This window comes from Streptomyces sp. NPDC054834 (assembly GCF_053611185.1).
Window position 1 is genome coordinate 90814 of record NZ_JBSGZV010000018.1, and the last position, 13871, is coordinate 104684.

Sequence of the window (13871 nt, forward strand, 5' to 3'; positions counted from 1 at the left end):
ACCGACATGCCCATCGGCCACGGCTCACATCGTGGCACGGCTCAGCGCGTCGGGCCCCACCCGCACGCTCCGTGATCTCCTCTGTATACCGTTGTGATCCCCCTTGGTCTAGTCCAAAGCCGGGGTCACCGGGCCTCATACCGACCTCATGCCGGCCTCAGATGCCCTGCCAGTCCGGCTTGTTGGCGTAGGTGTGCCGGAAGTAGTCCGCGAGCTTGAGCTTCGACGCGGCGGCCTCGTCGACGACCACCGTGGCGTGGGGGTGCAGCTGGAGCGCCGAGGCCGGGCAGACGGCCGCGACCGGCCCCTCGACCGTCGCCGCCACCGCGTCCGCCTTGCCCTCGCCGGTGGCGAGCAGCACCAGGTGACGGGCCTCCAGGATGGTGCCGATGCCCTGGGTGATGACGTGGTGCGGCACCTGCTCGATGTCGCCCTCGAAGAAGCGGGCGTTGTCGATGCGGGTCTGCTCGGTGAGCGTCTTGATGCGCGTGCGCGAGGCGAGCGAGGAGCAGGGCTCGTTGAAGCCGATGTGGCCGTCGGTGCCGATCCCGAGCAGCTGAAGGTCCACGCCCCCGGCCTCGGCGAGCGCCCGGTCGTACGCCTCGGACGCGCCCTGCACGTCCTCGGCGGTGCCGTCCGGGCCCATGAACGCGTCCATTGCGACCCCGAGCGGTTCCAGCACCTCCCGGCGGAGCACGGACCGGTAGGACTCGGGATGCTCGGCGGGCAGTCCCACGTACTCGTCGAGCTGCGCTATTCGCGCCCGCGAGGTGTCCACGGCCCCGGCCTGCACCTTGGCCGCCAGGGCCCGGTAGACGGGCAGCGGGGTCGAGCCGGTGGCCACGCCCAGCAGGGCCCCGGGCTTGCGTCGCAACAGCTGTGCCATGGCCTCGGCGATGAGCTCGCCGCCCGACTCGGCGTCCGGAACGATGACAACTTCCACGCTGGGGCCTGCCGATCTGTGTGGTTACCGGTCAGTGTGGTTTAGACCAATCGAAAGAATGGTACCGCGCACACCCTGACCCCGTCAGCGAGCCCCCTGTGACGGCACGGCTACGCAGCGGCCTCCGTCGCCGGCCTCACCCGGAACCCGGGCGGCACTATCGGAAATTGCCATGGCCATCTGGCCCCGTACGTGACCCGGGCGGGCTAGGCTGCGAAGCGCCAAGTTGCAACAACTCCCGACGCATGGACACATCTGCTGGTCTAGTCCACAATGCGTAAGGACGCATTCTTCCGTCTTCCCCGCACAGGAAGGCGGACCGAGGAACCGGAGCTCTCTGCCCTGACTGCCCCGGATCCTCATCCATCGGCCGACCGGGACCGCACACCCCACGGCCGTTGCTGCTCCGGGCTGCGGTGCCGGGAGGGTTGAGGGTCCCTCCCAGGCGCCGCGGCCCGCGGGTGTTTTTCGGGCAGGTCCGAGCCCCCGGGTACGCTCGCAGACGTGCCCTCCATGAACGAACTCGTACGCCAGCACACCGCCCTCGACGACTCCGACCTCGAGTGGCTCCACCTGCTGGTCTCGGAGTGGCAGCTGCTCTCCGACCTCTCCTTCGCGGACCTGGTCCTGTGGGTCCCCACGCGCGACGGCACGCGGTACGTCTCGGTGGCCCAGATGCGCCCCAACACCGGCCCGACCTCCTACCAGGACGACATGGTCGGCCATCTGGTCCCGCGCGGCCGGCGTCCCATGCTGGACGCGGCGCTGGACGAGGGCCGGATCGTGCGCGAGGGCGACCCGGAGTGGCGCGAGGAAGTCCCGGTGCGGGTCGAGTCGATCCCCGTACGACGGGAGGGGCGGGTCCTCGGAGTCATCGCCCGCAACACCAATCTGCTGACCGTGCGCACCCCGAGCCGCCTGGAGCTCACCTACCTCCAGAGCGCCTCCGACCTGGCGCAGATGATCGCGGCCGGCTCCTTCCCGTTCCCCGACCAGCAGGTCGACATGGACGCATCGCCGCGCGTCGGCGACGGCCTGATCCGGCTGGACGCGGATGGCATCGTCCAGTACGCCTCGCCGAACGCCCTGTCCGCCTACCACCGTCTCGGGCTCGCCGCCGACCTGGTCGGCCAGGAGCTGGGCACGACCACCGCCGAACTGGCCCCGACCCGAGGCCCGGTGGACGAGGCGCTGGCCAAGGTCGCGAGCGGATGGGCGCCGCGCGAGTTCGAGATCGAGGCCCACGACGGCGTGATCCAGTTCCGGGCGATCCCGCTCAAGCCCAAGGGGACGCGCATCGGTTCGCTGGTCCTGCTGCGGGACGTCACCGAACTGCGCCGCCGCGAACGCGAGTTGATCACCAAGGACGCCACCATCCGGGAGATCCACCACCGGGTGAAGAACAACCTCCAGACGGTGGCCGCTCTGCTCCGCCTCCAGGCCCGGCGCATCGACTCCGAGCGCGGCCGGGAGGCGCTGGAGGAGGCCGTGCGGCGGGTCGGCTCCATCGCCATCGTGCACGAGACGCTGTCCCAGAACCTGGACGAGCGGGTGGAGTTCGACGAGATCGCCGACCGGGTGCTCGCGATGGTCGCCGAGATCTCACCGGGCAAGGTGACCGGCAGGCGCAGTGGCCGCTTCGGCATACTCGACGCCGAGGTCGCCACCCCGCTGTCCATGGTCCTGACCGAGATCCTCCAGAACGCCCTGGAGCACGGCTTCCGCGAGGGAGACACCGGAACCGTCGAGGTCTCCGCGGTCCGCGGCGGCACCACCAAGGAGGCCCGCCTCCTGGTCACCGTCCAGGACGACGGCGTCGGCCTCCCCGACGGCTTCGACCCCCACCGCTCGGGCAACCTGGGTCTCCAGATCGTACGGACCCTGGTGGAGGGCGAGTTGGGCGGCACCTTCGACATGGTCCCGGCGCCGCAGCGGGGGACGCGGGTGATCCTCGACATTCCGGTGCTGGCGCAGAAGTAGGCGCGGACGCGGCAGAAGCCGGCGCGGACGCGGCGGAGGCACCCCGGACAGCATTGAGCCCCGGACCACAAGTGATCCGGGGCTTAAGCTCGTTGCTGCTCTACTAAGCGCATCGGGGGTACTGCGCGCTGCGGCTCGGGGGCGGGAGATGCGTACTCGCTGTCTACGAAGTAATGCCGTAAGGCACACGCGCCGCCAAGCTCAGGCTGTCAGCAGGGGTGGGTTGTCAGGCGGAGGCCTGACGAGCCCGGTTGCGGGCGGCGCGGCGCTTCATGGCACGACGCTCGTCCTCGCTGAGACCACCCCAGACGCCGGAGTCCTGGCCGGACTCGAGCGCCCACTGCAGACACTGCTCCATAACCGGGCAGCGACGGCAGACGGCCTTGGCTTCCTCGATCTGCAGCAGCGCAGGACCGGTGTTGCCGATGGGGAAGAAGAGCTCGGGGTCTTCCTCGCGGCAAACGGCGTTGTGACGCCAGTCCATGGCTGCTACCTCTCCTTGGTATTACATGCAGATTGCTTGTGAATGTGAACGCTTTCACGAATCCCTCAACAAGTGAAGGGCCGACCGCCGAGTCTTCCCCGGCGTGGTCCTGTGTCTGAAGAGGGGTTCCGGTGATCAGTGGAGGCCGGTGTTGCGGGCCGTCCCGATCGCCACGTAGAGACTCGCAAACCTCAGCGGCGGATACAACCCCTTCCGGAAAGTTTTTTTTGATTCCTCGGTGTCGACTAGGTCACAGCCGTACTTCCATGGGGTGGACCCTGGTCTAAACGTTCGAGTGAAAGGACTTTGGCCCGTTCCGCTCACACAATCACACGCAGTGCACGGCGTACGCCTGTGAACGTCACGCTGGTACGCAGTCCCAGGTGGTCGCCGTCCATCTGGAGGGGGAGCGGCACCTTCGAATGCAAGGTGAAGCCGTCCAGGTCGTGCAGGGAGGCGGCGTGCTTTCCGTAGGGTCCACGCTCGGGGGACGAAGTGAGCAACTGGGTGCCATACCGGGCAACCGCGGCTGTGGACAGACGACTGAGACCGAGTACGTCGAGGCCTTTATCGAACGAGGCCTTAGGCGACGTGTACATCGGGCGATTGCCGAGATAGGTCCAAGGCGACGTGTTCGAGACTATCGCCACGACAAGATCGGTGACCGGGTCCCCGCCGGGGTGTTCGAGCGTGATCGTGCCGTGCCGACGGTGCGGCTCGCCGAGGAACTGCCGGACGACCTGACGGACGTACAAAGCGTGCGTCGACTTCTTGCCGCGCTCGCGCTGCTGCTCGACCCGGCCGACCACGCCCGCGTCGAAGCCGAGGCCCGCGTTGAACGTGAACCACCGGGAGGGGACCGCCTCGTCCTCGGTGCCGGGCGTGCCGGCTGCCAGACCGAGACCGACGACGCGCTCGCGGCCCTCGCGCAGGGCGTCCAGCAGGGCGCCGGTGGCCTCGACGTTGTCGTTGGGCAGGCCCAGGGCGCGGGCGAAGACGTTGGTGGAGCCGCCGGGGACCACGGCGAGGCCGGGCAGCCGGTCCGGATCGGGGCCGGCGTGCAGCAGGCCGTTGACCACCTCGTTGACGGTGCCGTCGCCGCCGAGGGCCACGACCAGGTCGATGTCGTCGCTCTCCGCCGCCTGCCGGCCCAGGTCCCGGGCGTGACCGCGGTACTCGGTGGTCACCGCCTCGAGCTTCATCTCGCTCGCCAGCGCGTGGATCAGCACGTCACGCCTACGTGCGCTTGTGGTGGTTGCCGCCGGATTGACCACGAGAAGTGCACGCATGGGTTGCAGGTTACCTACTGGGTGGTACTGGGCCCAGACCGAGGTAGGGATCCGGTAAGAGAAGGGGACGTGAGCCTGGACACCTGGGCTCCGGGGCGAGGGCTACTCTTCAGGGGTGAGCAGCGAGCAGAACTCCACCCACGAGACCCCCGCGGAGGCCGACGGCCCCCGTCCGCGGCGTCTGACCTACGCGGCGGCGCTGGCCGCGCTGGAGGGATCCGCGCTGGTGGTCGGGGGTGTGTGGACGCTCGTACTCGGCGTCACCGGCGACCCGGACGACCGGCAGCAGGCCGTGACCCTGGCCATCACCCTGATCGTGCTCGCCCTGCTGCCGCTGCTCGCCGCGCGCGGCCTGCTGCTGCGGCGCGGCTGGAGCCGGGGCCCCGCCGTGATCACGCAGATCATGGCACTCCCGGTCGCCTACAGCCTCCTCCAGGCCGACAGCGCCGCGATCCCGGCGGGCATCGCCCTCGCCGTCGTCGCGCTGACCGCGCTGGTCCTCCTGCTGAACCCCGCCACGACCAGGGCCCTGGGCATCAAGGGACCGGGGCGCGCGGAACGGTAGCCCTCCGGGGTTCGGCGGACCAGCCTCATCGGCTACTCCTCGACCAGCAGCTTCTCCCGTAGCTGGGCCAGGGTGCGGGCCAGGAGGCGGGAGACGTGCATCTGGGAGATGCCGACCTCCTGGGCGATCTGGGACTGGGTCATGTTGCCGAAGAAGCGGAGAAGAAGGATCCGCTTCTCTCGGGGCGGGAGATCCTCCAGCAGGGGCTTGAGGGACTCGCGGTACTCGACGCCCTCCAGGGCCTCGTCCTCCGCGCCGAGGGTGTCGGCCACCGCCGGGGACTCGTCGTCCGTGTCGGGGACGTCCAGGGAAAGCGTGGAGTAGGCGTTCGCCGACTCGAGGCCCTCCAGGACCTCCTCCTCGGAGATCGCGAGTTTCTCGGCCAGCTCGTGCACCGTGGGGGAGCGCCCGTGCTGCTGGGACAGCTCGGCCGTGGCCGTGGTGAGCGAAAGACGCAGCTCCTGAAGCCGGCGCGGCACGCGGACCGCCCAGCCCTTGTCACGGAAGTGCCGCTTGATCTCGCCGACGACGGTCGGAGTGGCGTACGTGGAGAACTCCACGCCCCGGTCCGGGTCGAAGCGGTCGACCGACTTGATCAGCCCGATGGTGGCGACCTGGGTGAGGTCGTCCAGCGGCTCACCACGGTTGCGGAAGCGGCGCGCGAGGTGCTCGACGAGCGGCAGGTGCATGCGGACCAGCTTGTTGCGCAGCTCCGCGTACTCCGGGCTGCCGTTGCTCAGCGCCCGCAGCTCGACGAACATCGCACGCGCCCCACTGCGGTCCTGGGGGTCGTGCTGCGCGCCCCGCAGGCCCGGCACGGCCTGTGCGTTCACCTCGTCGTCGTCCCGTTCGTGCTCGCTCATCGTCCCGCCCGTCGCCCTTCCCCGAGCCCTCGCCTCCGTCCGGGCCGGGGACACCCCGCTCCGCCGCTCGAGAGGCGCGCTCTGCACGGCACCTTCCCGATCCCGCTGCCCGTCGTCCGGGAAGCCGGCCTCCGCGGAGTGGTCCTCCGGGTGCGGCCTGGCCTGCTCTGGGATCCCGTCGATGCCGTCCCGCATGCGTGGGGAACCGTCCGGAGAGCCCGCGCCTCCGACCGGCAGCTCACGTGTGCCGCGCTCTTCGTCCCGCACCGGACCGTCCCCGTTCCTCACGCCGGCCCGGGTCCCGCGCCGCGCTGTTTGTAGAGGCAGATCGACACGGTCTTGTCCTCGTCGACAGCCGAGGAGACCTTGCCCGCCAGGGCAGACAGCACGGTCCAGGCGAAGGTGTCCCGTGAGGGAGCGTGCCCGTCCGTGGTCGGCGCCGAGACCGTGACCTCGAGCGAGTCGTCGACGAGCCGGAAGACACAGCTGAGCACGGAGCCGGGCACGGCCTGTTGGAGCAGGATCGCGCAGGCCTCGTCCACGGCGATGCGCAGGTCCTCGATCTCGTCCAGGGTGAAGTCCAAGCGGGCGGCGAGACCGGCCGTCGCCGTCCGCAGCACCGACAGGTAGGCACCCGCAGCCGGCAGCCGGACTTCCACGAAGTCCTGGGTCGCGGGCTCGCCTGCGATCTGGGACACCCTCACCTCCATGGTGGTACAAGCTTTAAGGGGCCGAGGGTCGCCCCTCGGGGTAACGCGACACGTGGTTCAGCGGTGACGCTATCGCGCTCCGAACGTTCCTGTCCCCGGGACCCCAACCCCCTGGCGTCACTCACAGTAAAGCTGTGGATACGCTCCGTGTCTAGAGGCCGAGCGGTCCCAATTGGGGAGAGCGCGCGCCGGGTTGACGTACCCAGACGTCAGACGCTCGAACCGTCCGGATCGGCGGCTGCTTACAGGGTCACACGAGTACGTGGTCTACGAAGCACCAGCGCCAGCTCTCTCCAGGTTCGAAGGTCCGCATCACAGGATGACCGGACTTCTCATGATGTTCCGTGGCATGCCTCCCGGGTGAGGAGTCACAGCAGCCGACGTGGCCACAGGTAAGACATTTCCGCAGCTGCACCGGGTGTGTGCCGTTCGCGAGACACTCCGGGCAGGTCTCGTTCTGCGGTTCGGGCTCCGGGTGCGGCAGCGCGTCGGCGTGCGTGCACTGTTTCATGATTGCCAGATTACGACGGGCGTGCGGGTGACCGCGCGGAAAACGAGGGCGGGCGAGGACGATGGACGTGATGCCGCTGCTGCTGCTGGTGGCGGGGAGTGCCGCGATCGCGGGGGCGGCCCGGCGGACGCCGGTGCCGGCGCCGCTGCTGCTGGTCACGGTCGGCCTGCTGGTCTCGTACGTCCCCGGCATGCCCGACTACACCCTCGACCCCGAGGTCGTGCTCCCCCTCCTGCTGCCCCCGCTGCTGTACACGTCGGCGACCGACAGCTCCTACCTCGACCTGCGGGCCCAGCTGCGGCCGGTGGCGCTGCTGTCGGTGGGATACGTGATCTTCGCGACCTTCGTCGTCGGCTGGGCCGTCTATCTGATCGTCCCCGGGATGCCGCTGACCGCCGCGCTGGTGCTGGGCGCCGTGGTGGCGCCGCCGGACGCCGTCGCGGCGACCGCCGTCGCCCGTCGCGTCGGCCTGCCCTCGCGGATCACCACGATCCTCCAGGGCGAGTCCCTGCTGAACGACGCCACCGCGATCACCGGCTACAAGGTCGCCCTCGCCGCGGCCGTCGGCGAGGGCGCCACCTGGCTCGGCGGGTTCGGTGAGTTCCTGCTCGCGGCGGTCGGGGGCGTCGGCGTCGGCCTGGTCCTGATGGCTCCCCTGCACTGGCTGCGCACGCACCTGAAGGAACCCCTGCTTCAGAACACGCTCTCCCTGCTCATCCCGTTCGTCGCCTATGGCGTCGCCGAGCAGCTGCACGCCTCCGGAGTCCTCGCCGTCGTGGTCGTCGCCCTCTACCTCGGCCACCGCGCGTGGGAGGTCGACTTCGCCACCCGGCTCCAGGAGGAGGCGGTGTGGAAGATGGTCGCCTTCGTCCTGGAGTCCGCGGTCTTCGCGCTCATCGGACTCCAGCTGCCGGTCGTCCTCAAGGGCCTCGGGGAGTACGAGGGCGCCGACGCCACCTGGTACGCGGTGGCCGTCTTCCTGGTGGTCGTCGCGACCCGGTTCGTATGGGTGTATCCGGCGACCTTCCTGCCGCGCCTGCTGTCGTCGCGGATCAGGGAGCGGGAGGCGAACCCCACCTGGAAGGGCGCGATGGTCACCTCGTGGGCCGGGATGCGGGGCGTGGTCTCCCTGGCCATCGCCTTCTCCATCCCGCTCACGGTGCACGGCGGCGGCCCCTTCCCGCAGCGCAACCTGATCCTGTTCCTGACCTTCACCACGGTGATCGGGACACTGGTGGTGCAGGGCCTGACCCTGCCCCCGCTGATCCGCCTGCTGAGGTTCCCCGGACGGGACGCGCAGGCCGAGACGCTCGCCGAGGCCAATGCCCAGGCGCAGGCCTCCCGGGTCGCCGAGCAGCGCCTCGAGGAACTCCTCTCGGACGAGCGCAACGCCCTGCCCCCACCGCTCGCCGACCGCCTGCGCATGGTCCTGGAGCGCCGCCGCAACGCCGTCTGGGAGCGGCTCGGCGCGGTGAACCCCGTGACCGGGGATACGGTCGACGACACCTACCGCCGGCTGTCCCGGGAGATGATCAGCGCCGAGCGCGAGGTGTTCGTCCGGCTGCGCGACCACCGCTACATCGACGACGAGATGCTGCGCACGCTGCTGCGCAGGCTGGACCTGGAGGAGGCGGCGGCGTACCGGGAGGCGGCATAGGTCCTGGCTGTGCGGGCCGGCCGTGGGAAGGGCCGGTCACGGGAAAGGCCGGCCGGTGACGACGGCGGCGACCGTCGTCCCGCGCGGGAAGGCGCCTTCGCCGGTGAGGATGACGAGCGCGTGGAGCATCTTGGCGACATACAGACGCTCCACGGGCAGGCCGTGGCGGTCCTCGAAGTCCGCGGCGAAGGCTTCGAGCTCCGGGGTGACGCGCGCGTAGCCGCCGAAGTGGAAGCGGTCGTCGAGCGACCAGGTGCCCCGGCGGCCGCCGAAGGCACGCTCCTGGAGCTCCGGTATCTCGGCGGCAAGGAAGCCGCCCTTCAGGACGGGTATGCCCAGGGCGCGCTGCTCAGGGGCCAGGCCGGCGGCCGTACCGGCGAGGGTGCCGCCGGTGCCGCAGGCCAGGGCGACGACATCGACGAAGTCGCCGTGGCCGCGAAGTTCCCGGCCGAGGGCCTGGCAGCCGCGGACGGCTTCGGCGTTGCTGCCGCCCTCCGGGACGACGTGGGCGTGCGGCTCGTCGAGGGCGCGGAGGATGGCGTCAAGCGTGTCGGGTTCGGCCTTGCGGCGATATGTCGACCTGTCGATGAAGTGCAGGCGCATGCCGTCGGCCTCGCAGCGGGCCAGGGACGGGTTACGGGGCCGGTCGGCCAGCTCCTGGCCGCGGACCACGCCGACCGTGGTCAGGCCGAGGAGGCGGCCCGCGGCGGCGGTGGCCCGCAGATGGTTGGAGTACGCGCCGCCGAAGGTCACGATCGTGCGGCCGGCCGCCGCCTCGATGTTCGGGACCAGCTTGCGCCACTTGTTGCCGATCAGGTCCGGGTGGATCAGATCGTCCCGCTTGAGCAGCAGACGCACGCCGTGCCTCGTGAACCGCTCGTCGGTCACCTCCCGCAGGGGGGAGGGCAGGCGGGGGCGGAGAGCGTCGGGGCTGGTCACGGGTCCATTGTCGCCCGGGACGGCCCGGTCGCTACGCCTTCAGGCGTTCCCTGATCCGCTCCCTCATCCAGCTCATCGTGAAGCCCCGCGGGTCCACCTTCCCTGGCTGCCACTCCAGGTGGCCGATGACCGAGCGTTCCGTCCAGCCGTGGTGGCGGCAGACCGCCGCGGCGGCCTTCTCGATGGCCTCCAGCTGGGCCACGGGCCAGGGGTCGTCGCCGTCGCCGAGGTTCTCGCACTCGAAGCCGTAGAAGTGCCGGTTGCCGTCGGTGTCGGCCTCGTTGTCCGGCGGCAGCCCCTTCTCGGCGATCACGGCGCGCAGCACGTCGTCGTCGCCGAGCCCGGCGTGGTTGGCGCGGCCGTAGCCGACGAGGTGGACGGTGCCGTCCTTGGTGATCACGCCGTGGCACAGCGGGCCCGGCAGCTCGGTGTAGCCGTCCCGGCAGAGGTCCACCGTCCGCTCGCTGCCCTTGGTCACCGTGTGGTGGATCATCACGCCGTGCACAGGGCCCCAGGGCCCCTTGTGGTTGCGGTTGTGGTGTTCCCAGTCGCCGACCTCCATGACGGTGAGCCCCTCGGCTCTCAGGGCGTTGAGGAAACCGCTCGCGGACATGGGTGAGGCCATGGTCGCCTCCTTCGTGCTGTGCCGGGCGGCAGCCGGCCGCGACCGCCTCGTACAGCTGCTTCTACCTAAACCGGACGTCCCGGCATACATCGTTCGCACACTGTGCGAGCCGATCAGGACAACACCCGCGATCCCGGCAAGCGGTGGGCGTGGTCCCTCTGTTTGCCCGGTGGTCCGATGATCCAATCCCGCTCGTTCGGGTAATGGCGTCGACACGCTGAGTGATGCGAGCCTGGCTGTGAGATCGATGCCCGGCGCAGTTCGGCGCCGGAGCATGACCGGGAGGGCAATTCTCTATGTCGGTAGGCGAAGAGGTCCGCGAGGAACAGAACAAGCCGCAGCAGAGTCTGAACACCGCGGCGGCGCGGAACCTGGCCACGACCACCAAGTCCGCACCCCAGATGCAGGAGATCAGCTCCCGCTGGCTGCTGCGGATGCTGCCATGGGTGAACGTCCAGGGCGGCACGTACCGGGTCAACCGGCGACTGACGTACGCGCTCGGCGACGGGCGCATCACCTTCGTGAAGACCGGCGAGCGCGTCGAGGTCGTCCCCGGCGAACTGGCCGAACTGCCGGCCCTGCGGTCCTACGACGATCAGGAGGTGCTCTCGGAGCTCGCCCAGCGCTGCCACCGGCGGGACTTCGCCCCGGGGGAGGTGATCGCCTCCTTCGGCAGCCAGAGCGACAAGGTCTACCTCCTCGCCCACGGCAGGGTCGAGAAGGTCGGCACGGGGCCGTACGGCGACGACGCGGTCCTGGGCGTCCTCGCCGACGGCGCGTACTTCGGCGAGCAGGCACTCCTCGACCCGGACGCCATCTGGGAGTACACCGCGCGCGCGGACACCGCCTGCACCGTGCTCATCCTCTCCCGCGAGGACTTCGATCAGGTCGCCGAGCGCGCCGACTCCCTGCGCGAGCACGTCCGGCAGCAGCGCTCGATCCCGCATCAGCGCACCAACAAGTACGGCGAGAAGGCCGTCGACCTCGCGGCCGGCCACAGCGGCGAGCCGGACATCCCGCACACCTTCGTCGACTACGAGGGCAGCCCGCGCGAGTACGAGCTCAGCATCGCGCAGACCGTGCTGCGCATCCACACGCGCGTGGCAGACCTCTACAACCAGCCGATGAACCAGACCGAGCAGCAACTCCGGCTCACCGTCGAGGCGTTGAAGGAGCGCCAGGAACACGAGCTGATCAACAACCGTGAGTTCGGCCTGCTCAGCAACTGCCAGTACGACCAGCGGCTCCAGCCGCACGACGGCGTCCCCGGCCCGGACGACATGGACGAACTGCTCAGCCGCCGGCGCGGCACCAAGCTGTTCCTCGCCCACCCGCGCGCGATCTCCGCGTTCGGCCGCGAGCTGAACAAGCGCGGACTCGTCCCGGAGACCGTCGACATGGGCGGCAACCGCATCCCCACCTGGCGCGGGGTGCCGATCTTCCCGTGCAACAAGATCCCGGTCACCGAGGCACGGACGAGCTCCATCATCGCCATGCGACTGGGAGAGGAGGAACAGGGCGTCATCGGGCTGCGCCAGTCGGGCATCCCGGACGAGATCGAGCCCAGCCTGTCCGTGCGCTTCATGGGCATCAATGAACAAGCCATCATCAAATACCTGGTCACGGCCTACTACTCGGCGGCGGTCCTGGTACCGGACGCGCTGGGTGTACTGGAGAACGTCGAGATCGGTCGCTGGAGGTGACGTTTCCGCACCTGGTCGCCGTGTCCCCGTCGGCCGGGACGGGTAGACCCTCCGGGTACGCGCTCAGCCGGGGCGTAAACGCCACGGTCCGCGGGCTTCGCGAGGGGGACCCATGGCCGAGTTCATGACGGGGACGAAGCGGCGCGCGGGGGGACCGCCGCGGCCCGGCGGGGTGCTGGATCCGCCCGAACGGCGAGAGTCCGCGGGGGACGACCCCCCGGGTTCGCCCGACGGGCACGAGGCCGCGGCGATCCTGGACCGGGCCCGCTCCTCGGTCGACCCCGTACTGCGCGCCGCCGTCGAGTCGTTGCCCGGCTCGATGCGGCGGATCGCGCAGTACCACTTCGGGTGGCGGCACGCGGACGGCACCCCGGCGACCGGCAGCGCGGGCAAGGCCATACGCCCCGCGCTCGTCCTCACGGCGGCCGACGCGCTGGGCGGACCGGGGGCCCGGGCGGCGTCCCTGCGGGCGGCCGCGGCGGTGGAACTGGTCCACAACTTCACGCTGCTGCACGACGACGTGATGGACCGCGACACCTCCCGTCGGCACCGGCCCACCGCGTGGACGGTGTTCGGCGACGCCGACGCGATCCTCGCCGGGGACGCCCTCCAGGCGCTCGCCCTCCGGCTGCTCGCCGGGGACCCGCATCCCGCGTCCGGGGAGGCGGCGGCCCGGCTCGCGGACTGCGTCGTCGAACTGTGCGCCGGTCAGCACACGGACACGGCCATGGAGAGGCGGGCCCCGGGCGACGTCACGCTCGACGAGGTGCTCGTGATGGCCGAGGCCAAGACCGGCGCGCTGCTGGGGTGCGCCTGCGCGCTCGGTGCCCTGTACGCGGGGGCGGCGGCGGAGGACGTGGCGGCGCTGGACGCCTTCGGCCGCCAGGCGGGGCTCGCCTTCCAGCTGATCGACGACGTCATCGGCATATGGGGCGACCCCGAGCGCACCGGCAAGCCGGCCGGGGCCGACCTCGCGGCCCGCAAGAAGTCGCTGCCCGTCGTCGCGGCGCTCACCTCGGGCACCCCGCCCGCAGCCGAACTCGCCGAGCTGTACGGGAAGCCGTACGAGGAGGGCGACACAGAAGGGATCGCCCGCACGGCCCGGGCCGTGGAACGGGCCGGCGGACGGGACTGGGCGCAGGCCCAGGCGGCCGACCGGATGGCCCGGGCGATGCAGGAGCTGGCCCGGGCGGTCCCGGATCCGGAGGCGGCGGGCGGTCTGCTGGCGCTGGCCGAGTTCGTGACCCGGCGCAGCAGCTGAGGCCGGCGCCCGTCCGCTGCTCGTCGGCTGCTCGTCGGCTGTTCCATCGGCCGTTCCGTCGGCCGTGAAGAGACCCCGGAGCCTCCGGGGCCGTGCGGCTCCTGACCCCGCACGGTCACCGGGGGCTCCGGCCAGGCGGGTCCCGCACATCCCCACGGTGTGCGGGCCCCGCCCTTCGTCTCCTACGCTGAGGAGCATGGGCGGTGAGGGACATACCTGTCCGGCTTGCGGACAGCCCGTCGAGACGGTGATCCGGCGGCACAAGACGCTGGGCGCCTGGGTCCCGCTGTGGGTGCCCGGGCCCTGCCGCAATCCCGACTGCCCGACGAATGCCGAGTCCG

13 protein-coding genes are annotated in these 13871 nt (G+C 70.6%); 5 read left to right on the plus strand and 8 right to left on the minus strand.

Annotated elements, in window-relative coordinates; genetic code table 11:
• Positions 1 to 157: 157 nt before the first annotated feature.
• Entirely contained in the window at positions 158 to 943 is a 786-nt protein-coding gene (nagB, locus tag ACWGJM_RS24315) for a glucosamine-6-phosphate deaminase (protein WP_453413787.1), read from the minus strand.
• Positions 944 to 1447: 504 nt separating this feature from the next.
• On the opposite strand from nagB, the gene ACWGJM_RS24320 reads away from it, so the two are divergent.
• Positions 1448 to 2923: a sensor histidine kinase gene (locus ACWGJM_RS24320; protein ID WP_453413788.1), complete on the plus strand. Its 1476-nt coding sequence runs from the start codon at positions 1448 to 1450 to the stop codon at positions 2921 to 2923.
• A gap of 226 nt (positions 2924 to 3149) precedes the next feature.
• Here ACWGJM_RS24320 and ACWGJM_RS24325 read toward each other — a convergent pair whose 3' ends face one another.
• Positions 3150 to 3407: a WhiB family transcriptional regulator gene (locus ACWGJM_RS24325; RefSeq protein ID WP_016639615.1), complete on the minus strand. Its 258-nt coding sequence runs from the start codon at positions 3405 to 3407 to the stop codon at positions 3150 to 3152.
• A 320-nt stretch (positions 3408 to 3727) separates the two neighbouring features.
• On the minus strand, positions 3728 to 4696 hold the full coding sequence (locus tag ACWGJM_RS24330) for a diacylglycerol/lipid kinase family protein (RefSeq protein ID WP_453413789.1): 969 nt from the start codon (positions 4694 to 4696) through the stop codon (positions 3728 to 3730).
• 115 nt (positions 4697 to 4811) lie between these two features.
• Between ACWGJM_RS24330 and ACWGJM_RS24335 the strand changes: the two genes are divergently transcribed.
• Positions 4812 to 5261, plus strand: a complete 450-nt coding sequence (locus ACWGJM_RS24335) for a hypothetical protein (RefSeq protein WP_453413790.1) — start codon at positions 4812 to 4814, stop codon at positions 5259 to 5261.
• A 32-nt stretch (positions 5262 to 5293) separates the two neighbouring features.
• On the opposite strand, the gene ACWGJM_RS24340 is transcribed toward ACWGJM_RS24335, so the two are convergent.
• From ACWGJM_RS24340 to ACWGJM_RS24350, 3 genes are all read right to left on the minus strand, one after another.
• On the minus strand, positions 5294 to 6412 hold the full coding sequence (locus ACWGJM_RS24340) for an RNA polymerase sigma factor SigF (RefSeq protein ID WP_453413791.1): 1119 nt from the start codon (positions 6410 to 6412) through the stop codon (positions 5294 to 5296).
• A complete protein-coding gene (locus ACWGJM_RS24345; protein WP_453413792.1) occupies positions 6409 to 6822 on the minus strand; it encodes an anti-sigma regulatory factor in 414 nt (137 codons plus the stop codon). The genes ACWGJM_RS24340 and ACWGJM_RS24345 overlap by 4 nt, the downstream gene beginning before the upstream one ends.
• A gap of 262 nt (positions 6823 to 7084) precedes the next feature.
• Positions 7085 to 7345, minus strand: coding sequence for a UBP-type zinc finger domain-containing protein (locus ACWGJM_RS24350; RefSeq protein WP_390738392.1), 261 nt, complete (start codon positions 7343 to 7345; stop codon positions 7085 to 7087).
• A gap of 61 nt (positions 7346 to 7406) precedes the next feature.
• Between ACWGJM_RS24350 and ACWGJM_RS24355 the strand changes: the two genes are divergently transcribed.
• Positions 7407 to 9002, plus strand: a complete 1596-nt coding sequence (locus ACWGJM_RS24355) for a Na+/H+ antiporter (RefSeq protein ID WP_453413793.1) — start codon at positions 7407 to 7409, stop codon at positions 9000 to 9002.
• Between the two features lie 36 nt (positions 9003 to 9038).
• Here the strand turns inward: ACWGJM_RS24355 and ACWGJM_RS24360 are convergent, their stop codons facing one another.
• Together ACWGJM_RS24360 and ACWGJM_RS24365 are read right to left on the minus strand one after the other, a co-directional pair.
• Positions 9039 to 9941: a 1-aminocyclopropane-1-carboxylate deaminase/D-cysteine desulfhydrase gene (locus ACWGJM_RS24360; RefSeq protein ID WP_453413794.1), complete on the minus strand. Its 903-nt coding sequence runs from the start codon at positions 9939 to 9941 to the stop codon at positions 9039 to 9041.
• Positions 9942 to 9972: 31 nt separating this feature from the next.
• Complete coding sequence (locus ACWGJM_RS24365) at positions 9973 to 10566, minus strand: N-acetylmuramoyl-L-alanine amidase (protein ID WP_453413795.1); 594 nt, start codon at positions 10564 to 10566, stop codon at positions 9973 to 9975.
• 296 nt (positions 10567 to 10862) lie between these two features.
• Here ACWGJM_RS24365 and ACWGJM_RS24370 point away from each other — a divergent pair, with 296 nt between their 5' ends.
• Both ACWGJM_RS24370 and ACWGJM_RS24375 read left to right on the plus strand, forming a co-directional pair.
• On the plus strand, positions 10863 to 12269 hold the full coding sequence (locus ACWGJM_RS24370; RefSeq protein WP_453413796.1) for a family 2B encapsulin nanocompartment shell protein: 1407 nt from the start codon (positions 10863 to 10865) through the stop codon (positions 12267 to 12269).
• Positions 12270 to 12381: 112 nt separating this feature from the next.
• Complete coding sequence (locus tag ACWGJM_RS24375) at positions 12382 to 13530, plus strand: family 2 encapsulin nanocompartment cargo protein polyprenyl transferase (protein WP_453413797.1); 1149 nt, start codon at positions 12382 to 12384, stop codon at positions 13528 to 13530.
• Positions 13531 to 13871: the final 341 nt, after the last annotated feature.

Excerpts from the sequence above, each read along its gene's own strand:
- ACWGJM_RS24365 (WP_453413795.1), bottom strand. The coding sequence starts at position 10,566 with ATGGCCTCACCCATGTCCGCGAGCGGTTTCCTCAACGCCCTGAGAGCC.
- ACWGJM_RS24375 (WP_453413797.1), top strand. The coding sequence starts at position 12,382 with ATGGCCGAGTTCATGACGGGGACGAAGCGGCGCGCGGGGGGACCGCCG.
- ACWGJM_RS24370 (WP_453413796.1), top strand. The coding sequence starts at position 10,863 with ATGTCGGTAGGCGAAGAGGTCCGCGAGGAACAGAACAAGCCGCAGCAG.
- ACWGJM_RS24325 (WP_016639615.1), bottom strand. The coding sequence starts at position 3,407 with ATGGACTGGCGTCACAACGCCGTTTGCCGCGAGGAAGACCCCGAGCTC.
- ACWGJM_RS24355 (WP_453413793.1), top strand. The coding sequence starts at position 7,407 with ATGGACGTGATGCCGCTGCTGCTGCTGGTGGCGGGGAGTGCCGCGATC.
- ACWGJM_RS24350 (WP_390738392.1), bottom strand. The coding sequence starts at position 7,345 with ATGAAACAGTGCACGCACGCCGACGCGCTGCCGCACCCGGAGCCCGAA.
- ACWGJM_RS24330 (WP_453413789.1), bottom strand. The coding sequence starts at position 4,696 with ATGCGTGCACTTCTCGTGGTCAATCCGGCGGCAACCACCACAAGCGCA.